15 protein-coding genes are annotated in these 26,364 nt (G+C 48.7%); all 15 read right to left on the minus strand.

What is annotated here, in order from left to right:
• Positions 1–11 precede the first annotated feature (11 nt).
• Complete coding sequence (locus tag V2I46_13330) at positions 12–1,562, minus strand: arylsulfatase (protein MEE4178481.1); 1,551 nt, start codon at positions 1,560–1,562, stop codon at positions 12–14.
• 47 nt (positions 1,563–1,609) lie between these two features.
• Positions 1,610–3,964, minus strand: a complete 2,355-nt coding sequence (locus tag V2I46_13335) for a glycoside hydrolase family 95 protein (protein ID MEE4178482.1) — start codon at positions 3,962–3,964, stop codon at positions 1,610–1,612.
• A 39-nt stretch (positions 3,965–4,003) separates the two neighbouring features.
• A complete protein-coding gene (locus tag V2I46_13340; GenBank protein ID MEE4178483.1) occupies positions 4,004–6,742 on the minus strand; it encodes a glycoside hydrolase family 2 TIM barrel-domain containing protein in 2,739 nt (912 codons plus the stop codon).
• Between the two features lie 284 nt (positions 6,743–7,026).
• Positions 7,027–9,183: an alpha-L-fucosidase gene (locus V2I46_13345; protein ID MEE4178484.1), complete on the minus strand. Its 2,157-nt coding sequence runs from the start codon at positions 9,181–9,183 to the stop codon at positions 7,027–7,029.
• 3 nt (positions 9,184–9,186) lie between these two features.
• Entirely contained in the window at positions 9,187–11,067 is a 1,881-nt protein-coding gene (locus V2I46_13350; GenBank protein ID MEE4178485.1) for a beta-galactosidase family protein, read from the minus strand.
• Between the two features lie 42 nt (positions 11,068–11,109).
• The gene (locus V2I46_13355; protein ID MEE4178486.1) at positions 11,110–13,434 is read right to left on the minus strand and encodes a family 20 glycosylhydrolase; all 2,325 of its coding nucleotides are present in this window, start codon (positions 13,432–13,434) and stop codon (positions 11,110–11,112) included.
• Complete coding sequence (locus V2I46_13360; GenBank protein ID MEE4178487.1) at positions 13,427–15,226, minus strand: alpha-L-fucosidase; 1,800 nt, start codon at positions 15,224–15,226, stop codon at positions 13,427–13,429. The genes V2I46_13355 and V2I46_13360 overlap by 8 nt, the downstream gene beginning before the upstream one ends.
• A 46-nt stretch (positions 15,227–15,272) precedes the next feature.
• Entirely contained in the window at positions 15,273–16,892 is a 1,620-nt protein-coding gene (locus V2I46_13365; protein MEE4178488.1) for an alkaline phosphatase family protein, read from the minus strand.
• Between the two features lie 126 nt (positions 16,893–17,018).
• Positions 17,019–17,780, minus strand: coding sequence for a DUF1080 domain-containing protein (locus V2I46_13370; protein MEE4178489.1), 762 nt, complete (start codon positions 17,778–17,780; stop codon positions 17,019–17,021).
• A 50-nt stretch (positions 17,781–17,830) separates the two neighbouring features.
• Positions 17,831–19,285 (minus strand): Gfo/Idh/MocA family oxidoreductase, encoded by a 1,455-nt coding sequence (locus tag V2I46_13375; GenBank protein MEE4178490.1) that lies wholly within the window; start codon positions 19,283–19,285, stop codon positions 17,831–17,833.
• Between the two features lie 16 nt (positions 19,286–19,301).
• Complete coding sequence (locus V2I46_13380; GenBank protein MEE4178491.1) at positions 19,302–20,231, minus strand: sugar phosphate isomerase/epimerase; 930 nt, start codon at positions 20,229–20,231, stop codon at positions 19,302–19,304.
• Between the two features lie 6 nt (positions 20,232–20,237).
• A complete protein-coding gene (locus V2I46_13385) occupies positions 20,238–21,293 on the minus strand; it encodes a Gfo/Idh/MocA family oxidoreductase (protein MEE4178492.1) in 1,056 nt (351 codons plus the stop codon).
• 4 nt (positions 21,294–21,297) lie between these two features.
• Positions 21,298–22,902 carry a Gfo/Idh/MocA family oxidoreductase gene (locus V2I46_13390; protein ID MEE4178493.1) on the minus strand — a complete coding sequence of 535 codons (1,605 nt, stop codon included), beginning with the start codon at positions 22,900–22,902 and terminating at the stop codon, positions 21,298–21,300.
• Positions 22,880–23,386 (minus strand): DoxX subfamily, encoded by a 507-nt coding sequence (locus V2I46_13395; protein MEE4178494.1) that lies wholly within the window; start codon positions 23,384–23,386, stop codon positions 22,880–22,882. Before V2I46_13395 ends, V2I46_13390 begins: the two co-directional genes overlap by 23 nt.
• A 332-nt stretch (positions 23,387–23,718) precedes the next feature.
• Positions 23,719–26,322 (minus strand): family 20 glycosylhydrolase, encoded by a 2,604-nt coding sequence (locus tag V2I46_13400; protein MEE4178495.1) that lies wholly within the window; start codon positions 26,320–26,322, stop codon positions 23,719–23,721.
• Positions 26,323–26,364: the final 42 nt, after the last annotated feature.

Here is a 26,364-nt window from a genome sequence, read left to right on the forward strand (position 1 = left end):
ATTTTAACTTCCTAATCAAAAACAAAATTGAATTTCTTGATTGCAGCCGGCGTGTGAAAATCTTTCATTTTTTGTTCAATATGGTGGACTATTTCCGGATATTCTGCAGCCACATTGTACTGTTCCTGTATATCACTTTCCAGATCATACAATTCAATTTCCCTATTTCCCTGAAAAATATTCTTTCGTATACCTTTCCATTTACCCCACCTTACCGCCTGTTGTCCACCATATTCATGTAATTCCCAATAGAGATATTCGTGGGTTGGCTGTTCTTCATCCAGCAGTTCGGGTAGGAAGCTTATACCATCGGTTTCAATACCGGGCTCAATGCCGGCAATTTCACAGAATGTAGGCAACACATCCCAAAAGGCAGAAACATGGTGCGAAATCCTTCCCGGCTCGATTTTACCCGGCCAGCTGGCTACCATGGGCACCCTTATGCCGCCTTCGTGTAAAAATCCTTTGCTCCAACCGTATTCGTTCTTAAACGGCCTGTTGCTATCGAAAAACGGCGAATCGGCTCCCCCACTGAATGAAGGGCCATTGTCGGAAGTAAAAATGATCAGCGTATTGTCATAGACACCCATTTCTTTCAGTTGTTTCACAAGCAATCCAATTTGTTCATCCAGGTATGAAACCATAGCGGCATAGGCTGCCCTGGGATAACGATTCGGGAAGTAGCCAAAACGGCCGTCATAGGGCTCTTCATCACCAAACTTCTCCACATAATAATCAACCCACCCTTGTGGTGCCTGCAAAGGAACATGCGGAATGGGCGTTGCCCAGTAAAGGAAAATGGGTTTCCCTGTTTTATTGGGATTATTTTGATTAATATACCTTGTCATAGCCTCGAACATCACATCCGGGGCATACTCATTCAGGTTAAAAGGGGTGTAAACGCTTTCATCGTAAAGATCAGCACCCTGATCTAGACTGGTATGTGGCGCCACAGTATCATTGTTTAAATATACCCGGTTAAAATTTTCGTAAAGATGTAACGGATAATAGGTATGTGCCTGCCGCTGGCAATTGTATCCGAAAAAATAATCAAAGCCCATTTTTGGCGGCACGCTCTCTGTATGTGGAGCACCCAAACCCCATTTCCCGATCAAAGCAGTGTAATAACCGGCCTCATTAAGCAAATGCGCAAGGGTTACGGTGCCTAGTGCCATAGGATGCTGCCCTTCAAGGGTCGAATCCACCAGCATTGACCTATAATCTCTTACATTGCCCCGCTCAGCCCATTCTTCATTGCCCCGGATCTGAGAATTTCCTGTATGAAGGCCTGTGAGCAATACATTTCTTGCAGGCGCAGAAACCGGCGCCCCAGTGTAATGCTGGGTAAACATGACACCCGAGCGAGCCAACATGTCGATATTTGGGGTTTCGATCTTCGTCTGCCCATAGCATCCAAGCTCCCCATAACCCAGGTCATCGGCAAGAATATAAATAATATTGGGCAGCTGCGGTCCATCTGAAGCACCGGGCATACTGTACGACTGGGGTATCATGCCACTAGCTACCCCAAGTCCGGATAACAGAAGGTACTTGCTTTTCATATCAATATTTTTTTCAATAAAGGATTAATTTAAATGATTTACTCAGCTCAAAACTCATAAACCCCTGAAGTAGGAATGATGAATTCCGTTTCTTTGCCATTGGCTTTAATTATCCCGTTAGATTTATGATTTCCGCGTATCACAACCGATTTTACCGTAGCGTTTTTCCATTCAAAATCAAGCTCAAACCCACCCCGGGCTCTTAAGCCTGAAACCTTTCCATGAGGCCAGGCATCGGGTAACGCAGGCAGTAAGTTGATCATGCCTTCATGCGATTGAATAAGCATTTCAGCAATACCAGCAGCACCACCCATATTCCCATCCAGTTGAAAAGGGGGATGAGAACAAAGCAAGTTATTGTATGTGCCACCCAAACCCATATTCTCCTCCTTGTTGCCCACCTGCTTGAGCAATCGCCGCAGCAATTCATACGCATCATTTCCCTTTTGAAGCCGTGCAAAGAAATTGATCTTCCATGCCAGGGACCATCCCGTGCCTTCCTTCCCTCTGGCAGCCAGGCTAGTCAGCGCTGCCCTTGCAAGTTCAGGAGTTTTATTAATGCTGATCTGCTGGCCAGGGTGCAATGCATACAAGTGGGAAAGATGGCGGTGGTGGTTTTCAGGATCATCCACATCTTCGACCCATTCCTGCAACTGCCCCCAGCGGCCTATCTGTGGAGGAATGACCAGGTCGCGGAAATGGGCATAATGATTAATTTTGGCCTCATCAAGACCTAAAATACCGGCTGCTATGGCACAGTTATTAAAAAGATCCCAGGCGATCTGATGATCCATGGAGGCTCCGGATGATATACCCCCCTGTTCTGGAGAAAAAGAAGGAACTGACACAAGGAAACCGGCTTCATTAACTGTCAGATAATCCTCCCAGAAAAGGGCGGCTTCTTCCATCAGCGGAAAGGCAGTATTCCTTAAAAAAGCCGTGTCCTGTGTAAATTCGAAATGTTGCCAGGCGTGACGCATGAGCCAGGCTGCACCTGCGGGGAAATAACCCCAGGGAAGCCCCCAGCCAGGCGATGTATAACCATAAGCATTGTTCATGGTATTGATAACCCATCCTCTGGTCCCAAAGAAAGCCCCAGCAGCAAGACGCCCCGGTGGCAGCAGTTGTTTCAGGTAGTCAAACAAAGGAGTGTGACATTCGCTCAGGTTTGCCAATTCAGCAGGCCAATAAAGCATCTGCAGATTGATGTTTGTATGATAATCACAAGCCCAGGGCGGATCTGTGCTGTTGTTCCATTTCCCCTGCAGGTGCATCGGTAAAGTGCCGGACCGGCTGGAAGAGATCATCAGGTATCGTGCATATTGAAAATACAACACCTCCAGCGCAATATCAGCTTCCCCTTCAGAATAACGTTCCAGTCTGCGATCCGTTGGAAGTTTTTCCGGCGTTTCACCACCTAATTCCAGTTGTACCCGATCAAAAAGAGGAACATAATCATCCCTTTGAAGTGCTTCCAGATGCTGAAAATCATAATCATAAAGCGCATTCAGGACTATCAGGGCTTCTCCCAGCCAGTCAGGGTTACGATATAGGGGAAACTCATTTTTATAGGCCGTAAATACAGTATGTTTCAGGGTCAGAAACCTGGCTGACTTAATGGTTACTTTGCCTTCATCATATTCTATCTCTCCGTCCGTGTCAAACAGGACCGAGGTAAGAAATGTCAGTCCATTATCAGCCAAATGCCCATACAGGTGGAATATCTTGTGAAGAAACAACAGGCTGTCCACGGGGTGAGGAGCCTGTATCTCAAAAGCATAATCCGTGCCATTCTCCGCATCATTTTCAAAATGATACACCATAGCGCGCGCCGGATAACAGCCAAAAAAAGTACGCTGATGCTTTGTTTCTCCATCGGCATACATAACCCTCCCTCGGCCATTATTCAAGTTCAGTTCCCTTAGATAATCAGTAAGCTTGCCCGAATGTTCCACCGAAACAAATAGTTCTCCCAGGGCTTGCTGCGCACCATAATCCCCAAATTCAAGGTCTTCCCTCGGGTGGATGATTCCTGTCATCCATTGTTGAGTTAATTGCATGGCCTCCTGAGTTTTTCCCTGGGCCATCAAGTCCCTGATTCCGGGTAAATGAGTTGCAGCACTTTCCCTTAATCCAAAGTTGTATTGTTCGCCTGAACCTGGTCCTCCCGCCCAAAGAGTGCCTTCGGAGAATTGAAGACGTTCCTGTTCAGGATCTCCAAAAAACATCACACCCATATAACCATTGCCAAGCGGAAGGGCTTCCTTCATCCAGTCCAAGGCTGGTTTGTCATACCAAAGGATGAGTTCCTTACGCTGAGTCTCCCGTTTGGAACAAGCCTCCATCAGGAAAACTGCCAAAATCAGTAGAATCAGAAGACCAGAAATTCTTTTCCTTCTCATTGAATACACAGGTATTAAGCACTGATTATTTCCCTGATCTTATCTTTTGGGATCTTCCCCGAAATCGCGTTGTTGCTGCTCTACTTCCTTAAGCATCAAGCGGTTAATTTCCTGCTTCAAGCGTTCAATTTCCATAAGCAGGTCCTGATCTAGCCTTTGATGGCCTTGTACAGGGGCTTCAAGAATTGACTCCAGTCCTTGAGCTTCCTTTACCGAAAACAAAAGGGGGAGCTCTGGGGCAAGGCTGAACAACTCAAGTTCAGCACTCAATGGCATGTGTGTGCCTTCAGGAATTACCCAGGCCCTGATTTTAATTAAACCCGGACTGGTGGTGGCCTGAACCAGTGCAGGAGCAGTTCCCCATTCAACAGTTACTGGATGAATCAAAGGATTCGAAGCCCCGATCAAACGACCCTCTCCTTCCACTTCAAAATACAACTGGTAGTTGTTTCTTGCCCTGATCTGACCATCTGCATCTGCAATAGCAGCCACTACAGTAATATAGTCAGACCCATCAGCACGGAGGTTAACATTCTCATCATCAAGCCATAAAAGTAATCGTGAAGGTCTCCTTGCAGGTTTAATCCTATGGGTAGCCACCACTTGCCCGTCAATCAGGCCTTCGGCCAGCATAAACGATTCTTCTTGGCGGTCATTCATCGCCAGAGCCTTGTCCTGCATGAAATCCCAGACTTCCTCAAATACAATGACAGGCGAAGGCATCCCCTGCCTGCTCTTATCCTTCAGGTAGGTATGCGATTGCCCATTTTCAAAAACCTTCAGCCTGACTTCATCGCAATTGGAGAAAACGGTGACATCGGGTGAGGAAAAGGGTGACATCTCGTGAGCGATGTAAACCAACGGACCACTCTCGCTGATTGGATGAATTTCCCTTGGATCCCGTTGCGACATGAACAAATAATAGGAATATTTCGGCTGACGAAAACCATCGAGGATACCCCCATAAAAGGGGTCGGAATGATACCCGCGATTGTGGTCAAAGGGATGCCAAAGACAACCCCCAAAATGTTGCGGTGCAGTCTTATGCAACAATTCCAGACTGGTATACTGGTAAGGAGGATTGGCATAATGGTTGGCCTGAATCAGCATGGGGTCCTCTCCCCACGCCCGTTTTACCCTGCTGGGAGAATTGTGTGAGTTCCAGTCATCCACATTATCCCCCCATTCCCGGGTGAAATAGGTCTTGTTCTCATCTACATGGGAAATGGACCAGCTGGCATCCCCTCCGGAGGGATGGCCATATAATACAGGAAAATATTCATTTCCCCTGGCTTCAGCATCACAAACTGTATAACAATAAGGAAAGGGATACTCTGCCAGAACAATGTCCTGGGTATTTTTGGCAAAATGTTCAGGATACCAGGTTTCATTAAGTACAGGCTCCCATAGGATAACCGAAGGATGGTTGCGGTCGCGCCTGACCATGTTTCGTATGTCCTGATAGATTCGCTGCTCAAAAACAGGTTCTTCATTCCAGAACTGCCAGCCAGGCGTGTTTACGATTACAAACAGGCCCAGCTCATCGCAGGCATCCATAAATGCAGGGTCTTGCGGATAATGGGCGTTGCGAATGATCTCCAGCCCTGCATCCCGAAGTTTCTTTGCATCCCGCCAGTGGGTAGCATTGGGAACCGCATTGCCCACCAGGGCATAATCCTGGTGACGGTTGGCCCCAATCAGGGGTCTTCCATAAGGTTTGCCATTAAGCCAAAACCCATCTTGGCCCTTGAATTCAATGCTTCTGATCCCAACCCGGCGCATATAGCCATCCACGAAGTTTCCCTGCCTGTCCTTCAGAGTGACAAAGAGATGATAAAGATTGGGGGATTCGGGTGACCAAAGCTCGGGATTACCGATAAAAAGCTTACGCGAAAAGTGCCTGCCTTCTCCCCTCCTTAACCTGATGGTTTGAGATGTTGCAGATACGATGGTTCCGTCTGCGGTTTTTAGTTCATATTCTGCTAAACCTCTGAAATCCCGCTGGTCTTCATTCATTATATGCAATTGAAGCAGAATATCAGCCTTTTGTTCCGTAACCTCTTCAAAAGCAATGAACAACCCTCCACCGGCTTCCTGATCTACAACATTGGGATCCGTTATATAAACCTTCTGATGGGCTATCAGCCAGCAGTCGCGATAAATGCCCCCGAAATAGGCAAAGTCAAGCAGATCCTGCGGCTTTCCGGGGGGGTAATCCGGGTCATCAGAATTATCAGCCCAAACCGCAATGACATTTTGTCCGTTAGGGTTAATTTGGTCTGTAATATCAACAATGGCAGGCAGGTAACCGCCAAAGTGTTCCTTCAGCAAATGGCCGTTCAGGTAAATTCTTGACTTACCCATGATGGCCTCAAAATGTACAAAAAGCTTCTTCTCCTTTATTCCTTCAGGAAGATCAAAGTGCTTTCTGTACCAAACCTCTCCCTGGTAATTGACCCCTCCACTGGCCTGGACGGGCAATACTTCAATCCCATGCGGAACAGAAACTACAGGCCATTCTGAATCATCAAGATCTATGGTCTGTCCGTTTTCTACAGGCCCCTTATGGAATCGCCAGGCAACATTCATCGAGAATACTTCACGCCCCGTGCCTTCCACCTGGTAAAAACCAGCCGTACTGAAACGAGGCTTATGGTTGCTGCCAAAAACCTCCTGTTTCCCGGGAAACAGGAGCACACTTAACAAGAGAAGAAAATAGAAAGTAAAACTCTTTACTAATTCCTTTTGATTTTTTTCCAAGAATGGCAAAATACTCATTATTTCTGGCCTTTAAAATTCCTTTTCAAAAAGAAATGATTGGTTTTTTATTGCCCGATTGTTAACCATGCTAAATCATTCCTATATTTCACTGCATCCTTTCAGGAATACATGACGCTGATGTCATTTTCTGAATAAAAGTCAGACCCCTTCTTAATATATTCAACCATAACCTGATCAAATTTTTACAGAATAAAAACGTGTAAAATTCATTAGAAAAATTTCAGAATCTTGGATTTTTCCAAGGATATTGCATCACATCCCATTTGATACCCTTTAATAGACTAATACCCTGTAATGACCCCCACCTCTCCCACCGAAACCCAGGGGTCGCCATAGATTCCCAGATGGCTGACAAAACGAAAATACCTTGCAGCAAAGTCTTTTTCAAACATCACACGCTGAGATGAGGGGTTGTTTACCATATTATCAAAGACGCCGTTGTCAATGACTTTTTGCCAATTTAAGCCATTCACACTGATTGAAAAAGAATATCGCAATACCGTGCCGCTAAAACTCCCATCTGTTCTGGGCGAATAGGTAAAGCCCTTGATAATGATATTTTCACCCATGTCCACAGTGATCGAATGGGGATGTTCCTTCACTTCTCCGTCCCAGGGAGTATGCCACATGGTGGCCTTATCGCTATCGATGGCATACCCGGCAGGAAATGCGGAATGCCCTTCACTGGCTTCCATCACGTTCCATTTGGAGGGACTGATATCAAAGGTTTCTGTGATCACACTTCCTGCCACCTGGAAATCCTTAATGAAAGCCCTTGCCTTTACAATGCCCGGACCAGGGAAAAGAAAGGGGCTCCCATACCGTTTTGAAGTGGCGATAGGTTCACTGCCATCAAGGGTATAGGTAATGAAAGGGAATTCTGTCTCGGAATGAATGCTTACCAGTCCTTCTTTATTTCTGGTAATTACAGGATCCGATAAGATCTCGGGGCTAGGATAAAGCCCGAAACCAGAAATCAGGGCATCGTGTCTTGCACCCGCAATGACCAATCTTACCTGATCAGTTTTGACTGGCGAAATCTTGATCAATCGCTTGTAGCCAATGGTGGTTCCAGATGCAATTTCTTCCCACTGCCCGTTTACCATGGCTTCAATCAAAAACTGTTCAACCCTTTGCCCTTTTGCAATGTATTCTTTAAGTTCAATGACATCAAAGGTTTGCTCTTCCGGCAAACTGAATTCAATTGTTCCGGGGAAATCCTTAACTGTCCAGTAGGTTCTTCCATTGTCATCTGTCAAGGCCCTTCCTTTGCGATTACCTGGCTTAGCTTCTTTCAGAAGGTTGACTGAAAAAGCTGCCTTCACCCATTCCCCGAACTCACTTAGCCGGGCCGCATCGGTTTCATGGATCAGACCCCGTTGGTCGGGAGGCACGTTCAATAATAGCAATGAATTCATTCCCACTGAATTGAAGTATATATCAACCAGTTTCGCCAGCGATTTCACCCGCCCATTTTCTGCTTCGTGGTAAAACCAGCCGGGGCGAATGGAAACGTCCACCTCTGCGGGATACCAGAACAAGCGGTCAGCCTTTTCAATCAGTTCCCTGCTGCCCAGGTCTTCACTCATTGCATCAATACCCAAACCTTCATTGATGGCAACCATTTCAGGACGTCCACCAGGGGCTAGGGCCGTTACGCTCCATTCGGTCGGTCTGCCATACCCAGATTCGGTGCCTACCCAGCGAACATCTTCGCCTTGGATGGCCACCACGGCCCGGGGCTGCAGGCTGTCAATAACGGCAAAATAGGAAGCCCAGTCATATTCCTGGCGCTTTCCGTTGGGCCCTTCCCCGCAGGCCCCGTCAAACCACACCTCGTCCACCCGGCCATACCAACTCAGCAGTTCAGTGAGTTGTTGCCTGAATAAGGCATTGTAACGGGGCGAATCCCCATACGATGGGGCATTTCTGTCCCATGGTGAAAGATAGACGCCAAACTTTAGCCCCAGGGAATCACAGGCCTCCTTCACTTCCCTTACAAGGTCGCCTTTTCCATCCCGCCAGGGGGATGCTTTAACGGAATGCTCCGTGGTTTCCGTGGGCCAAAGACAAAATCCATCGTGATGCTTTGCTGTCAGGATTACCATCTTCATCCCTCCATCCTTAAAAACCTTCACCCATTGAAGGGCATCCAGTTCTGTAGGATTAAATTGCTCAGGTGGTTCAGTGCCATCTCCCCATTCACGTCCGACAAAGGTATTGATACCGAAATGAATGAAGGCAGTCATTTCAAGCTCCTGCCAAGCCAGTTGCTCAGGCGTGGGAATCACATGGGCGGCCATAAAAACCTTTACATCAAGTGTATTGGTTTCATCAAAAATCACCACCTTCTCATGATTTGTTTCGCCCTGGCAAGCAGCCAGGGCAATGATCAACAGGGCTAAAAGGATTGTCCGCAGGCCTGTTTGCTTTATCATCCCTTAATATTGAATTTGTTGTATGGAAGTGGGCCCCACAAATAGCTCCTCGTTCAGCTGATCAAGGATGGGTTCATCAATGCCCTGTAATTCCTTTTGCCAGGTCTTGAGCATTTCAAACACCACCACTTCATTCTCACCCTCCTTCAGCCAGGGTGCAGGAATGTACAAAGTTTGCTGTGGACCCACCTGCCAGTAACGCCCAATGTGATAGCCGTTTACCCATACGCTGCCCTTGCCAAAGTCACGCATATCCAAATAAGTGTCGGCAACTTCTCCCAGGGTGAATGCTCCCTTCCTTAAAACCGGCCATTCATAGGCTTGTCCTTCAATGGACTCAGCAGCAAAGCAAGAATCATCCAGGTGATAAAAAGGATATCCGTATATCTCCCAACCCCTAATCTCAGCTCCATCGAAAAATACTGCTTCAGTGATCCCTTTTCGGTTGTCAGTAAGGAAGGTGCCAAAATTGATTCGGCCAAGGTTTTCAATGAAAAGCGACAACCTTGCTCCACCTTGTGGAACGGACAGGAAAATGGAATCCAGCTCAGTTCGCCGATCCACAATTCCCATTCGTTTTCCGTCCAACAAAACGATCCCATAATCACGCAGCTCCTTGATCTTCAACCAGCCTTCGCCTTCAGGAAGGCTAGTTTCATAAAGTACATAACCGTATCCCTGGTCAATATCCTCGAAACTCAGGGGCGTTTCACTGCGGATAGCCTGCGGCCTATGCTGCTCAAAAAAACTAACCTCGTCAAGCTTAAAAGGCTGTATGGCCATGGAAGGCTTCGGCTCAGGAACATCGGGGATGTAATAGCTTTCGGGCGCATATTTTTTCACCAATTCGCGATAGGCAAAGAACTTGGGCGTGGGGTTCCCTGCTTCATTGATGGGTGCATCGTAATCGTAGCTCTGGGTCTGCGATTGGTAAGGCATATAGGTATCATAATTGGCTCCGTTCATAAACCCGAAGTTCGAGCCCCCGTGCGACATATACATGTTGAGGGAAATGCCGTAATGGAAAATGGAATCCAGGTGCTGGGTGAAGACTTCCACCGAAGAAGTATGGTGCTTCTTTCCCCAGACATCAAACCAGGCAGGGTACCATTCCGATACAAAGTAGGGTCCTCCCCCATTGATGCGGTCTTGGGTAGCAATGACTTCCTGGGGCTTCACCCCTCCGTTCACGGCAGCATAGGTTCCCGGGAGATGCCCTGCATCAATGGTTGAGGGGGGATCGCAGGTAAACAGGTCACAACTAAAGCCTGCTTCCCTGAAAATATCCCGGTTGATTGCCAGGTATTCCTTATCATCTCCATAAAACCCGTATTCGTTTTCAATCTGAACCATAATGATTGGGCCGCCATTTTCAATAAGAAGTGGTGAAAGTTGTTTGGCCACCTCATGAACATAATTGCGGTAGGCATCAATGAAACGCGGGTCTTTGCTGCGCACCTTCAGGTCTTCTTCTTTTAGCAGCCACCAGGGATACCCCCCGAACTCCCATTCAGCGCATACATAGGGACTGGGCCTGAGCATCACCCAAAGTCCCTCTTGCTGTGCCAAACGAATGAATTCAGCAATGTCGGCATTGCCTTCAAAATTGTACTGCCCGGGGTAGGGCTCGTGCACGTTCCAGAACATGTAAATGCTGATGGCATTCATCCCCATCGCCTTGACCATCTGAAGCCTGTCCTGCCAGTATTCACGGGGAATACGTGAAGGATGAATCTCGCCCGAAAAAAACATCACGGGTTCTTCATTCAGCAGGAATTGCCCATCAGCAATGCGGAATGTGTTCCTTGGTTCTTCCTGGCATCCAAACAAAAGGCTTACCATAAACATGGCTGAAACTGCAAGTATTCTTCCAAAAATTTTCATAGGAACGTTTTGTTTCAATTTCCTTTTATATAGAATTCCATATTACTCAACAATGATCTCGCTGACAAACAACCAGGAAGGCTGGCCTTCACCCGAGTGTCCCGGAGGGCAAACCCCCTGATTCTTCACCGTAACCCTCACAAAACGTACATTATCCGCAGTCTTCTGAGTAGAATACACTTCTACGAAACGTTCAGCAAGGTTGATATCCGTTTCATTCTCTACCCTTTCCAGCAATTCAAATGCCTCACCGTCGGCGGAAACCTCAAAGGTCACCCATTGCGGCAGGAAAATCCAGGAGCCGCTGGTATGAAGGGCATCCACAGAAATGTTCTGAACATTGGTGGGTTCACCCAGGTCAAGGGTCGCCACCAGGTCAACGCCCCGGTAACCCTTCCAATTGCCATCCCCATAACTGCGAGTCCCTCTGATGCCGTTCACAAGTGTAAATTCACCCTGCGCATCATAGTTGAGACTATTAGGAAATTCAGTCGAAATGCCCGCCGCAAAGGCCTTGTGGAGCAAATATTCGCGTGTCATCACTTGTTCCATCGAATTGCCATTCTTAAACACAGCAGCCATAACCTGGGTAGTTTCGGTTATCTCAAAAGGTCCTTCATACAAGGTAGAATTGACGTCCGGTTCTGAACCATCCAGCGTATAGCGAATCTGCGGTTCAAATACTTCGCTTTCCAGGCCAATTGTGAGGGATTTGTATTCAATATTGACCTCAGGAATGGCCTTCACCTGGAAGGCACTCATCGAATAATTGATCTCTTGCTTCTCATAGCGTTCATATTGGGCCTGCATCCTCCGTGAGAAATCACCCCAGTCACGGTGCTCTTTTGGGGACCAAGTGATTTCTGCAAGGGCAGCCAGCCTTGGAAAGGCCATATACTCCACGTGAGAGGATACCGGCATGAACTCTGTCCAGTGGTTGGCCTGAGCCCCAAGAATGTGGATGCCTTCCTCTTCAGTGAGTTCTTCAGGAATAGGTTCATAGGAATAAACCTTTTTCAGCGTGTTATTCCCGCCAAAGGCTGTCGGTTCAATATCAGGGTCTCCCTGGTAATGGTCGAAATAAAGAGGGCTCCCGGGGGTCATTACCACATCGTGCCCCATCTTTGCGGCTTCAATACCACCGGCTTCTCCCCTCCACGACATCACGGTGGCATTGGGCGCCAGTCCGCCTTCAAGGATCTCATCCCAGCCAATGATGCGGCGCCCGTGAGCATTGAGGAATTCCTCTATCCGGTGAATGAAATAACTCTGCAATTCTTCTTCATTGGCCAGCCCTTCTTCCCGAATGCGCGCCTGGCATTTCGGGCAGACCTTCCAGCTCGATTTATCAGCTTCATCTCCCCCGATGTGAATATAGGTGGAAGGAAACAGCTCAATCACTTCCTTCAGAATGTTTTCAAGAAATTCAAAGGTGCCGTCGTTCCCTGCGCAGTAAATATGCGTGATGGGCCAAACCCCGCCTGATGGAACGCCTACGTTCCCGCCGGAACAGGAATATTCAGGATAGGCTGCCAAAGCCGACATGACGTGTGCGGGCATTTCAATTTCAGGAATAACCGTTACGTTGCGCTCAGCAGCATAGGCAACTAGGGCCTTCACCTCTTCCTGGGTATAATAACCCCCGTAAGTGGAATTCTCCGGGTCAAAGATCACAGGGCGTGCATTCCAGTGCAGGTGTGACAGATCCACACGCCAGGCCCCTACCTCGGTAAGCTTCGGGTATTGTTTGATCTCCAACCTCCAACCCTGGTCATCCACCAGATGCCAGTGAAACACATTGAGCTTGTGCATCGCCAACTGGTCAATGATTTTGTAAATGAATTCAATGGGATGGAAATGACGAGACACGTCCAGATGCATTCCCCGGTAGCCGAAACGGGGGTAATCCTTTATGTTTAACCCAGGCAGTTTACCCTCAGGATGAGTGCTCAAAACCTGGTAAAGGCTCTGAATTCCGTAAAGGATCCCTGCAGGTTTATTGGCATTTATCTTTATTCCATCCTTGCCAATTTCCAGCAGATACCCTTCTTCGTCCAATTCCTCATCTGTTAAGGCATTCAGGAAAAACGCAATACTGCCGCTCTCCAATGATTCTTCCGTTAAGGCAGGCTTCAGTTCAAATCCAAGGTAATCGGCCCATAATCCCGAAGCAATCCTGGCCATTCCTTCCAGGGATGGATCCAGATACACCAGAGGGGTCCCTGGTTTAATGTTAAAACCTCCGGAAACCAGTTCCATCTCCACAGGTTTGGGGATGATGCTTATTTCGGTTTGTTTTGGCTGTGGGTTGCACGAAAGCAATAGGCTTCCCAGAAGCACGAAGGTAAAAAATCCAGATTTATTCATAGCTTTCAATTTTAAAGGACCAGGCATGATGGCCTGGCATTTCGTTATACTTAATTTTGCTGACGTCAATTGTCAGCAGTCCATCCTCGAATTTCCAGGGCAGAGCCCCTTCCCTGCCAAGCAATGAAATGCGGGTTCCTGGAACTGGTTCCTTTATGGGAAGAACCAGTTCATCATCAGGCCATTCCAGACTGATAGCATAAAGATTGCCATGATTGGCAGTATATACCAGGTATTGTTTCAAGGAAAGATAAGCCCCCATCAATCCATCGCCTTGCGCCAGGTCTGTTTCTGAGAAAAGGTTTTTCTGCGGGATTATTTCCCTGCTTAGGGAAGGACTCTCCCAGAAAAGGCTCAGGTTCGCATTCTGAAGGTTTTCCCTGAACTCAACCTTGATGGGATATTTCTGACCTTTCTCCAACCGAATCCTACCTTCCATCAATATACCCTGCCCTTCACGCATTGCTTCTGACTGGGTGCCTTCAGCCTGTTGCTCCCAAAGATCCAGCACGAGCCGGCCATCCACATACAGGCGCATCCCGTCGTCGGCCACCGCCGAAAAATGATATTCCTCACTGAAATCGGGCTGCAGAAAACCGGTCCAAGTCGCAGTAAAATGGTCTTCCGCAATGCCCCTGACAGGCGAATTGCGCACCCAGTTAAAATCAATCTGCGGATCAATGCGCTTTACTATGACTTCACGCTCCTCCCCTGTCTTGATCCAGGGCTCAGAGGCATAAATGGCTTCTTCGTTCACTCCTATCCAGGCGCCCAGTTGCTCCAGGCGTTCCTGTTGCAGGAGCGGAATCTTTCCATCAGCAGCAGGTCCAACGTTGATGGTGATGCCGCCCCCGTTGGCAACTGCCCTGACAAAGAAATGAATCAGTTCTTCAGGGCTCATGTAAGCATCCAGCTTCTCGTTGCGGTTCAGTCCAAAGCTCCGACCCAACCCCCGTACCTCTGCCCAAGGCCGGTCGGTCTTAATACTTCCCGAACTGTATTCGGGAGTGATGAAACCAATGTCTGCCCCGTGCCCCCAGCGGTCGTTAACAATTGCATCAGGCCCCACCAGGTTGTAATACCAGGCAATAAGCTCGCGGGCGTGCCAGTCCTCCGCCGTATGAAACCACTCTCCATCCGTGAAAAGGACCTGGGGCTTATAAGTCCCGATCACTTCCTTAAACTGGGGAATCATATGCTGCTCGATATAGGGATGGATGGAATCGTGAGGGTCAATATACCATTGGTGCAATGGATTATTCCACTCCGGCAGAGAATAGTATAACCCAAAACGAATGTCTTTTTTCCGAACAGCTTCAGCCACCTCGCCTACAATATCCCTATGCGGGCCAACTTCCACGCTGTTCCAACCAGGTGCATAGGCACTGGGCCACAGGCAATACCCATCATGGTGCTTGCTCACCAGGATGATGTATTTTGCACCTGCATTTTCAAAGATCTCAGCCCATTCGTCAGCATCAAACAGTTCAGCCTTCAGCAGGGGCGCAAAATCCTTGTATTCAAAGTCCTCACCCCAGTATTTTTTCATGAAGTCAATACGGTTCTGGGCACCTGCCTGCAAGCCCCGCAGATACCATTCAGCATAAGATTCAGGTCCCCCATAGGATGGTACCGAATACACCCCCCAATGGATGAAAACACCCAGCTTGGCATCCCTGAACCATTGCGGATAGGGGCGTGACCGCAGGGATTCCCAGGTCTCTTCCAGCTGAGCGTCCTGACTCATTGCTGCAAAACCCGAAAACAGCAAAACAAAAAAAACTGTTTGCATTAAGGGCTTGCTGAGCCTTTTCCATAATTTATACATAGCAAAATGATTATTGAATTAAAATTTCATCAACGAAAAGCCAGGCGGGCTTTCCTTCCCCGGAATGGCCGGGTGGGCAAACCCCTGCATTGCCAGCATTTACCCGTATATACTTCACATCCACCGATGCTGGCAGCATTAAACGGAGTTCATTGCGGCCGGCTTTAGCCTGAGCCGTTATTTGGGTTTCATCAAAATTCCCCAAATCAAAAAACGTTTCCCCATCAACCGACCCCTGTATGTTGATAAAGGTGGGCGGAAAGATCCAGGAAAAGGGATTATTCAGGTACCCGACGGTAAGTGTGCTGATAGCTGAAATCTTCGGTAAGTCTAAGGTCGCTTCTATATCCTTGCTCTCAAAACCCAACCATTGGCCATCAGTAAACTCACCCGAGGCAATAACCCGGTTGATTAGGGTTTCTGCTCCCTCAGAAAAGTATTTCTGACAGGGCATAGGCCTGAGGTGAATTTTTTCGACCGGAAGCACCAGCTTTATATAGGCTTCTGTAATGCGGCTCCGGAATGTTTCCCGGAAAGCCATCGCTTTAACCCGGGTGTCTTTGTCAATAAACAGAGGCTCCCGGTACAATTCAGAATCTTCACCGGGATTACTGCCATCCATTGTAAATCTTATCTCAGCCTCAGGATAATGAACAGATAGCGAAAGATATTCGGCCGAGGTGTAGAGACCGCTTTTGATATTGGCTACCGGATCCTGCACATAGGCATTGGTATTTTGTTTTGATAAATCAGAGCCCTTAAAGGCTCCAAAAACAGGCCGGCCAATCCAGGAAACGGGTTGCTCAAGGCCCAGCAGTGAAACAATAGTCGAAGCGGTATTATATACATCGTTGGGCTGCTCGATCATACGGTCCCTAATAACTCCTGGTCCCGAGATCATCCATGGAATCACCATTTCCTCCTGGCTGATTCCCCCATGCCCGTATTCAATTCCGCCGTGATCAGAGACCACAATAAAATGAATTTTTTCAAACAGTCTTGCTTCTTTCAGTTGCCTGAAAAGTTCCCCGATAGCTGCATCCACTTCCACGAGCGACCGGATATACTCTGGAGATTCCCACTTAAATTCATGTCCAACCTCATCGGGGTGTCCCACGTATATGAAAGTAAATTCGGGTTGGTTCTCAATAATCCATGGGGTAGCCATTTCAAAGGTCCCGGGAAACGATTCTGCGTATACAATCTTGTCAATGTTTTTGGGATTGGTGAAAAACATTAGGGCATCCCAGTCGTAGAAAAAACCCAACCGAGCCTGGGGAATTTGTTGCCTTATGACTGAAAAAACCGATGGAAAGTAGCCATCCTCGTCGGTATCAGCTGGGGGTATCTTTGAGGTTTCCCTGGTCCAGCCATTCATGGTCACCGCGTGCTGCTCAGGTCCGGCTCCCATCAGGTGCGATGCCCAGTTGGGACCACTGACAGAAGGCATGACACTGCGGGTCTTAAACGATAAGGCCCCTTTCCTGACCAGATTATCAAGGTTTGGCGTGGCAGCCCTTTGGAAGCCCAATATGCTCATTCCATCAATCCCGATCAGGACGACCATCTGAGCCTCTGGCATTTCTGACCGCTGACCGCAGCCACTGAAAACCAAAATACCGGCTATCAAGATCAAAAATGTTGGCTCCAAAAATTTTTTTAATAACCTTTCCATAACTTTGTTACCCCCTTCTTTTCACCAACGGAAAGGCAAGACCGGCTCGGTATTAGCCAGCCTTGCCATTGCCAGCGATCGCTAAAGTTTTCTCAACTTAATATTTTTGTACCAGACATCGTCGCCGTGGTCTTGCAGCCCGATAAAGCCTTCCTGGGCAACATCTGCCCAATCGGGATTGTAAGGTGGGAACTTGCTATTGGCCACCATTTCATTCCATTCAGGCGTCCACAAATGGTATTCCACTACTTTTTCACCATTGAGCCAGTGTTCCACCAAGCCTTTGTAAACCAAAATACGGGTCTGGTTCCATTCTCCCACAGGCTTCACTTTATCCTGGGCTACACCAATCATATCATAAAGCGCTCCGGCACTGTGAATCCCATCCCGGCCATCGGGATGGGTGGTATTATCCAGCACCTGGTATTCAGGGGCAGTATGCCAGATCACCATATCGGGCCGTTCCTGGGCCAGGTATAAAATACCGCTATTGCCACCGGGAGAGATCTTCCACTCAAGCGAAAGTTCAAAATTTGAAAACTTCTCGTCATAAATAATGTCGCCCCCTTCCAGGCCGCCCGCTTCTCCCCTGCCCGAACTAAAGCAACGAAGCATTCCATCGGCCACTTCCCATCCTGTAGGGAAAATATCCTTGTTGTAGCCACGCCATTCCCCGGGGGTTTCCCCGTCGAACAGCAACATCCAGCCATCAGCAATCTCTTGCTCGCTCAGGGTGTTGTCAGCCACAATGACTTCTTCGGCTTCTGTTTCCGCTTGCTGTTGTTGTCCGCCGCAGGCAACCAGGCCCATGACAACCATCAATAAAAAAAATAATTTTTTCATTTGCTCTCTAATTTTGGTTTGTAAGTGAAATTTACTGTAAAATAAAATCGTTAAAGGGTCCATCCTGCCCTGTAAGTATGCCTGATATATTCTTCAGCAGCTTGTTTGGCATTCATCGTTTCGTGCCGGGTATCGAAATGGGGGTGCCCGTCGATAACCTCAAATTTATCGCTCTGCACCACCCGGATCTCGTCATTATCGCCAATATTGGTGAAGCGCATGTTTTCGCCATCCCATTGCAGCTCCCTTTTGAGGTCCTGTAACCTTACGGCTACCACACCCATCGCCACCATTTCATTCATGGGGCCTGAATACCCGAAATAGGAGCTTGCCTCTACCCTGTTCTCCGGGCTTTCCTTACAAGCACGTACCCAGTCCATTTCGTGGCTGGTGGGAACCCTGCGAAGCACAGGTGCAGGTCTTTGATAATTTTTGTCATAATCAAGCGGCAGCAGGAATGGGTTTTTGCCATAGCAACCCGTCATGATCTTGCCTTTGCTGCCAATGAACAGGCAACCCCCATCGGGATCGCGTCCCATGGTTTCTCCATCGGGTAATTCTTCCGGCCGGGGAGGCAATAAACCCCCGTCCCACCATGTGACAGATACCTCAGGCATTGCGATATTCCTGAAGTTCTCCCTTTCGGGGAATACAAACTTAACCACTTCAGCCAGAGGTGGTGATTCGGTGTTAAACAAAGAGGAACTCCCCTGAACCCGCGTTGGATATTTCAGTTTAAGACCCATAAAGATCGGGTCCATGATATGGCAGGCCATGTCACCCAGGGCTCCCGTACCAAAATCCCACCATCCACGCCAGTTCCATGGCGTATAAATAGGATGATAGGGCCGGTAAGGCGCAGGCCCCAGGAAGAGGTCCCAGTTAAGCGTATCAGGGACGGGGTGTACATCCGTAGGCCTTTCCAGTCCTTGCGGCCAGATGGGACGGTTGGTCCAGGCGTGTGCCTCCCTGACCTCGCCAATGGCGCCATCCCAGATCCATTCGCAGGTCTGGCGTATGCCCTCTCCTGAATTCCCCTGGTTGCCCATCTGTGTAGCCACCTTATAATCTCTTGCAATACGCGTCATCTCACGCGACTCCCATACCGAGTGGGTCAGCGGTTTCTCGCAGTACACGTGTTTGCCCATTTTCATCGCGTTGATGCTGATGATGGCGTGCGTATGATCAGGCGTGCCAACCACGACGGCATCAATGCTGTCCTTCATCTCATCGAACATCCTGCGCCAGTCATAATATTTTTTGGCATTGGGATATTCGCCCATGATCTTGCCGGCATATTTCCAGTCCACATCACACAGGGCCACAATGTTTTCGCTGCTCACGGCCCTGATAACGCCGCCACCGCGACCCCCGACGCCTACCCCCACGATGTTCAGCTTATCGCTGGGCATGCGATGGCCCAGCCCCGATACCACGTGGCTGGGCATGATCATAAAGCCTGCTGATGCCACAGCCGCATTGCGGATAAACTTCCTCCGGTCCATGCCATTGCTTTGGTTGTCATTTTCTTCCATGGTTCTGGTTTTTTAATAGGTGTGAATGAATATAACGAAGACTCTGTTCAGCACAATGTAGCGATGTCCCTTCCGAGCATTCCTCCTGCTCATAGATCAGCAATTCAACCCCCGCCTTTCGGGCTGAAGAAAGCACCGTCTTAAAATCAATGATTCCGTTGCCAATAATGCAACTGTTACCTGTAAAATCAACATCTTTCAAGTGTAGCATCGAAAACCTTCCAGCGTATTTATCGAAAAAGGGAATCGGATCTAATTTTTCCCTGGCAAAGAAATAGGTGTCGGCCTGGAAGGATACAAGTCCTGCTTCGGTTTCGCTGAGCAGGACATCATAGGGTAATACATCTTCTATTTTTCTTAACTCAAATTCATGGTTATGGTAGGCAAAGCGAACCCCAAATTCATTGCAGACCTCCCCTATCCGGTTCATTTCCTCTGCAGTAGCCTTAAAGTCATCAATTGTATCTGCCGGGCGGCCCTTGAATGAGGGCAGGACAAGGAAACGCATACCAATGGCTGCGGCCGTTTCTGCATATTCCCGGGCATTGTCAATCGTAATTCCCGTATGCGTTGCATAAATTTCCAGATCCAACTCGTCACACATCCTATTAAATTCCTTAGCAGGGATGCCATAAAAACTGCCATCATAGTCATAAGGCTCAATCCCTGAAAACCCCATTCTGCTGAGTGCTTCCAGGGTACCACTGAGGTTCGTGCCGATAAGGTCCCTTACCGACCATAGCTGAGCCCCCAGTTCTTTCTTTTCTTTGGAAACTCCATCACCGGAAGACCTTATGGCACAACCAGGCAAAACAACCCCAAGGGATAGTAACTTCAGTGACTGAAAAAACTCCCTGCGTGTGGCCAAAGGCTGATTGTTTGGTGAGTGGACTGAATCATAAAGGGATGAGTTCATAACGATCTATAAATTTATGACACTTTTTTGGTTATGACTCAAGATGGCCGCCTCAATGATTTGCAGATTCAGAATGGCATCTTCAACAGAAACTTTCTGAGCCATCTCTCCCCTGAGGGATGCCAGCACATCTTCGTAAAAGCCCATATAATGGCCAGGCAGTGTTGGATATTTTATTTTCAGAGGTTCTTTGCCAGCCACTGAATTCAAAACGCCGAACATTCTCCTTGACTCCCAGCCAAAACCTGCACCGTCAGGTTTTTTTCCTTTTTTCAAGGCTGCCTCCTGAACATCCAGGCCATATTTAACATAGGAACCAAGGGTGCCGTGCACCTGGAACCGTGGACCTGTCTCGCGGACAAAAACGCTGGCCTGAAGCGTAGCGGTTGTCCTGGGATAGATCAGTTTCATGTCGAAACTGTCGTTTGCAAGGCTACCTTCCCGCTGAAAATGCAACAGGCACCATACCGCCTGGGGCTTGCCAAACAGGCAAACGGCCTGGTCAATGAGATGAGGGCCCAGGTCATAAAGGGTGCCGCCACCCTCTGCCTGCGTATACCGCCATTCTGCCCGGGAAACTTTCGGCTGGTAACGATCGAAATGCGATTCAAAATCCAGCACCTCTCCCAGACGGCCTTCCCTTATGATTTGCTGCAGGGTCATAAAGTCCCCGTCCCAGCGACGGTTGTGATATGGAAACACCATCTTGCCGCAGGTCTGGCTTCGGTCTGCAATTTTTTGCATATCCTTACTGCTCATGGTCACAGGCTTCTCAATGATCAGGTGCTTTCCCGCCTCCAGGGCAGCCATGGCCTGGTCATAATGCAACGGGTGCGGGGTGGCAAGCACCACCAGGTCAATGGAGGCATCCCCGAGCATCTCCTCATAGCTTTGGATGATGCTGGCGGAGGGGTATACTTTTCCTGCCTCATCTCCTGAAGTCACTATGGTGTGCAGCTCAAAGTCAGGATGCCTGTCCACAAAGGGCGTGTGAAAGACCCGCCCCGATAAGCCGTATCCTATTACTGCAGTCCGAATGACTGCCTGTTTTTCCTTTTTCATCCCATCATACGATTTGTTCATTCACGGAATCCCAATGCGCCTTGCGTCCCTCGTGATAGGAAATCGTTCCCATATGGGCGGTGATAGCCTCTTCGAAAGCCTGGTCGATGTCACAGCTGGGCTGTGAGCCGTCGCCTTTCCTGATGCAGTTGATCCATTCGCGCAGGTGAAGATGCGAAGTGTCATAGGTTTTGCCGTCGCGGTATGTATAAAGCAATCCCCTTTCGGCAAAGTATTTCTCGGTGGGCGAGGTAATGGCATCCACCTTGTCCTGTCCGGGGACGTAGGAAAACAAAGGCTGGTGTGGTTCTATCAGCCCCTGGCTGATCTTTTCGGCGTAACGGGTCGATTTTGGATCCGCCATGATCAGCAGGGTCTCATCCAGTTCCATATAGGCATCGTGCCCCATGATCACCTTGCCGCGTTTCTTCTCGCTGGCCAGGGTGGCACTGTAAAGCAGGGTCAGGTCGAGTCCCGGATATTCAAAAGCCATATTCAGCACATCGGGCACGGTACGTCCGTCTTTATAAAAATAAATACCTCCTGATGCCATAGCCGATTGCGGGATACCCAAGTCAAGGATCTGGTTAAGTGCATCGTATTCGTGCGTAAAAAGGTCGCCACTCAGTCCGGTGCTGTAATCCCACCAGCAGCGCCAGCGAAAGAAGCGTTCCAGACTAAAGTCGTGCCAGGGCGCCGGGCCAATGAACTGTTTCCAGTCGATATTGCCTGCATTGGCATCGGGGTCAATGTCGTACACCCAGGCGCCGTTAGGGTCGTTTCGGTTGGTACAAACCTCTATGAGCGAGATTTTCCCGATCACATCCCGCTCGATGAGCGACCTGGCCACCTGGTAACTGTCGGTCTGTCTTCCCTGGTGTCCCAGCTGGAATACAATGCCCGTATCCTTCACTACTTCCCGCACTTCGAAGGTCTCTTCCACGGTCCACGAAAGTGGTTTTTCGCAATAAACGTGCTTGCCGTGACGGGCGGCCTCCAGGACAACCGGTACATGAAGATGATCGGGCGTGGCAATAACAATGGCATCCACATCGGGAGCAGCACAAAGTTCCTGGTAGGTCCTGTATCTTTTTGATGGAGCCTCCATATCACCATTTGTGCCATTGCGGTGCAGATTGGCCCCTGCCTCCATTCCGTTTTGCGCGTTTTTATCAAACACATCGCAAACCGCCGTGATCCTTACATTGAGGTGATCCTGGGCATAAAAATCCTCCATATATTCCTTCCAGTACTTGTTGGTCCTGGCCCATTCCGAGTACTCATCAATCCGTGAGGGATGCAGAAAGCCAAGCGCCTTGAGGAGGTAAACGCCGCGACCCCCGGTGCCGACGAACCCCAGCCGCAGGGTTTCGCCCCCCGCTACCTGGGGGACCCCTTTGGGAATGATGGAATCATCCCCGCCCAGCAAATCCAGACGGTTTGCTTTCAATTCCCCAAGATTCTTGATCAGTCCATATCCCAATAGCCCGAATGCCGGAACTGCAGCCAGCCCTTTCAGAATGTCACGCCGGTTAAACTGACTACCTTGCTCAGAGGCCTTACCCTTTTTATCTTTTTTATCCTTTTTATCCTTGTTTTCCTGATCCATATGATTTTGAAGAAAATGTTCCTGATTTCTTTAACAACCTTTCAAGCCCCACAAGGTGAGCTGTTGGAAAACTAAGCACCACCCCAAGAGCCAACAGTTCCACGAGGGTCTTGTCAATGACAAAGTAACTGCCATCCACAGGGAAAAGATATTCTATGCCCGGAAATGGCGGGTGTGAGAAATAATACAAGCCCAGCAGGATCATCCCCCCAATGGCAGCAGGTTTTACCAGCCAGCCCAGCAGCAGGAAAAACCCGATCAGGGCCAGCCCCCAGGCATTGATAAAATCGCTCACTGCCAGCAACGATGGGTTGAAGGCGATCCATTCAAAGAAAGGCTTCAAAAACCCACCTGAATCCATCAGATAGGCCTTGGCGGTCCAGGCCGGATTCAGCACCTTCACCATCCCCTCATAAAAGAAATGCCAGCCAATCGCCATCCTCAGCAAGACCAACCAGAACAATTTACCTTTCGTGTATTCCATGTATTCCCAAAAATTATATTAAGTATTTTTCATAAGTCTATACAATTCGCCAGGAATGAGCTTCAGCCTTTCCAACCCGATCTCTCATTCAAATCCCTTCCTCCTCATTTTTCGTTTTTCATTCTTCCTTTTTCATTTCACGTTCAACCCCTCACCAAATACCTGCCATCGACCTACCTTGGTCGTGTGCAGCCGAACCAGGAAAGACCCATACACGACCATGATACGACCATGGTCCCGCAATGAATTAAAAGAATAGGATGAAAAAAAACATTTTTCAAACAAAAAATATTTTAAACTAAAAATTTAAATTTCAGGCAGTTATTCATTTTTCATTCTTCACTTTTTATTTCCACCACCCTGCTTCCCTTTCCTGAGTGGTCGAATGCCCTGAGCTTTACGACAGGAGCATTTACCTCAACGGGACCAGTGTATTCTTCCGACTCGAGGGAAGGATCCTGTCCATCGAAGGTATATCGGATCACCAGCCCGGGAAATTCGACATTGGCCTGCAGTTTCCCATCCTGAATGATGGCTCCGGGCAGGGGAATGCGGTAATTAAAACCTCCAAAAAGCCTCGAAAGCCTGGGCAATTCACGCCTGGCCAGGGTATTGGCAAAAATATTCCAGCCAGCTTCCACCTGCTGGGCACGCGAAACTGGGTCGGGATTATTTTCCCAAATCCTTTCTGCCCCCCAGACCGTTTCAGACAGTCCGATCAGCTTGGGCAGGAGATAATATTCCATCATTTCCGGGCCGAAAATGGTTTCAGCCCACAGTTGTGCCTGGATGCCCAGGATGTTGGCACGGGCTTCAGGCTTCAGGCGTTCCATTGAAGCATAGGCAATTTCGGGATCCACCGCATTCCCCATATTGTCGCGAAGGTTGGTTGTGAACACGTTGAAAGGGCTGTAATGCCAGGCATCGCGGGTCTTCACGAAACCACCCCAGTAAAGGCCAGGCTCTTTAGGGTCTTTGTTATAGGCCAGATCGAAATAAAAGTTGGTGACGTGACTCAGAATCACAGGATAACCAGCATTGGCAAAGCGATAGGCCAGGTCCTGCTGACCCCAGAGGCTGTTCCAGGCGTTAGGAATAACATGCCCGCCAGCCAGGGCAGGATTCACCACATGCCTCCCGTTCTCATCCCTGATCATGGCCATTTCTTCCCAACCTGCCATTTTTAGATTTCTTTCCTTGAAAATCTCGAGGGCACGCCCCGAGAAATAGGCTTGCATGTTTTCGTGGGCGCCTGTCAGTCCTTTCTCTTTGATCAGTGCATCCACCATGGGGGATTGGGTCCAAGCCCCGCCAGGCACTTCATCCCCGCCAATGTTAACAATGTCGAGTGGCGCATCGGCTTCTTCGTACATGGCGATGACTTCATCGAGAACGGTTTCCAGGAAATGATAGGCAGACTCGCGGGCCACATTCACCACGTTGTCCCTGAAGCTCTGGGCCGTGTAATATTCTGAGGTTTCTTCAGGGTCTATCAGGCGGAATTCGTTGGCAGCGTCCTCCTTGCCTTCAGCCATGAACTTCTCATAACGTGCCTCCATGGCCTTGATGGCTGCCCGCGAATGCCCCGGCATATTGATCTCGGGGATGATCTGGATATGCCTTTGGGTGGCATATCTCAGGATCTCAAGGTAATCTTCACGGGAATAGTATCCATTGCCCCAACTGTCGGTAGCATCCGCAAACGGACCTGATCCATAGGCCGGATGCAGTGCAGGGGCATCTATCGTGGTGTGCCCGCGCTTACTGCCCACTTCCGTCAGTTCGGGGAGAGCAGGGATTTCAAGCCGCCAGCCTTCGTCGTCAGTCAGGTGAAAGTGCAATACGTTCAATTTGTAAAAGGCCATTAAGTCGATCACCTTCAGAATATTTTCCTTTTTCTGGAAGTTGCGCGACACGTCAATGTGCAACCCGCGGTAACCAAAGCGGGGGGCATCTTCGATGCGGATTACCGGCAGAGAAATTTCATCGGTTTCTTTCAAAATCACTTCCACCGGAAGCAGGGCCACCAGGCTCTGCATCCCATAAAACACGCCTGCACGGTCGTTGCCTTCAATGCGAATGACCTGATCATCGCTCACTTCGAGGCGATAGCCCTCTGTTGTTTTCCCCTGGATCTCAAAATCATCGAGCGAAAGAACAACGGAAGCCTGGGCACTGGAAGTGGGTTCCAGAATGCGGATGGACTGACCCGTATGATTTTCTATCATATTGGAAAGCCAATGCGCTTCTTCCTCCAGTCCAACTTCATAGGAAATGGTCAGGGGGTTGTCAAGAATAATGTGTTCTCCACTCCCTTGCACTGACAAAGGGCTGGGGATAATGGGCAAAAGCTCATCTTCAGGAATCAGGAAGGCCTTGCTGTTTTCCCCATAAACCAGTTCCGGCGTGGGCAAGGGGGTGCTGTCAATATTATGTCTGTTGCTCTGCTCTGGCCGCAGGAAAGGCAATATGGTATATTGTTTCACTTCCACGATCTTTTCTTCCCCTTCCTCTCCATTGAAAACAAAGTAAAGTCCTTTCGGGGCATCCGCCTCCTTGATCCACCAGGCTTCACATTCATAAATGATTTCGATTTGCTCGCCAGGCTTCAGCGAAAACCCTTCAAGGGGGAGAATCCGATACCAGTCGCCGTTGATGTGCTCAAGCAAAACCCCGGAGGCCTCGTCTGCGCCGATCACTCCTCTTGGCGATTGATTGTAGTAAAGCGTCCAGTTGTCATCGGTCAAAGTGAGCTGGCTATTATTAGTAACCAGAAAACGGGCTTTAACAGCCGGCCTTTCTGAATGCTGGTTACTGATCACTTCCCATTCAATGGCAAAATCGTTTTCACCCGGGAATATATTTCTTTGGCAGGAAATCATGACCATCAGGATGAGAAGCAAGAATGGCAAGGGGTTTTTAAAGAGGGTTTTCATTTTTTGCTCGGATTGATGGATGAGGAAAAATTTAAAAAAAGA

It is taken from the genome of Bacteroides sp. (assembly GCA_036351255.1).
In the GTDB taxonomy this organism is placed as follows: domain Bacteria; phylum Bacteroidota; class Bacteroidia; order Bacteroidales; family UBA7960; genus UBA7960.

What these genes read in the sequence shown, in the direction of transcription:
- V2I46_13355 (MEE4178486.1), bottom strand. Translation starts at nt 13,434, where the DNA reads ATGAATAAATCTGGATTTTTTACCTTCGTGCTTCTGGGAAGCCTATTG.
- V2I46_13400 (MEE4178495.1), bottom strand. Translation starts at nt 26,322, where the DNA reads ATGAAAACCCTCTTTAAAAACCCCTTGCCATTCTTGCTTCTCATCCTG.
- V2I46_13385 (MEE4178492.1), bottom strand. Translation starts at nt 21,293, where the DNA reads ATGAAAAAGGAAAAACAGGCAGTCATTCGGACTGCAGTAATAGGATAC.
- V2I46_13360 (MEE4178487.1), bottom strand. Translation starts at nt 15,226, where the DNA reads ATGCAAACAGTTTTTTTTGTTTTGCTGTTTTCGGGTTTTGCAGCAATG.
- V2I46_13395 (MEE4178494.1), bottom strand. Translation starts at nt 23,386, where the DNA reads ATGGAATACACGAAAGGTAAATTGTTCTGGTTGGTCTTGCTGAGGATG.
- V2I46_13370 (MEE4178489.1), bottom strand. Translation starts at nt 17,780, where the DNA reads ATGAAAAAATTATTTTTTTTATTGATGGTTGTCATGGGCCTGGTTGCC.
- V2I46_13350 (MEE4178485.1), bottom strand. Translation starts at nt 11,067, where the DNA reads ATGAAAATTTTTGGAAGAATACTTGCAGTTTCAGCCATGTTTATGGTA.
- V2I46_13390 (MEE4178493.1), bottom strand. Translation starts at nt 22,902, where the DNA reads ATGGATCAGGAAAACAAGGATAAAAAGGATAAAAAAGATAAAAAGGGT.
- V2I46_13340 (MEE4178483.1), bottom strand. Translation starts at nt 6,742, where the DNA reads ATGAGTATTTTGCCATTCTTGGAAAAAAATCAAAAGGAATTAGTAAAG.
- V2I46_13380 (MEE4178491.1), bottom strand. Translation starts at nt 20,231, where the DNA reads ATGAACTCATCCCTTTATGATTCAGTCCACTCACCAAACAATCAGCCT.
- V2I46_13330 (MEE4178481.1), bottom strand. Translation starts at nt 1,562, where the DNA reads ATGAAAAGCAAGTACCTTCTGTTATCCGGACTTGGGGTAGCTAGTGGC.
- V2I46_13345 (MEE4178484.1), bottom strand. Translation starts at nt 9,183, where the DNA reads ATGATAAAGCAAACAGGCCTGCGGACAATCCTTTTAGCCCTGTTGATC.
- V2I46_13335 (MEE4178482.1), bottom strand. Translation starts at nt 3,964, where the DNA reads ATGAGAAGGAAAAGAATTTCTGGTCTTCTGATTCTACTGATTTTGGCA.
- V2I46_13375 (MEE4178490.1), bottom strand. Translation starts at nt 19,285, where the DNA reads ATGGACCGGAGGAAGTTTATCCGCAATGCGGCTGTGGCATCAGCAGGC.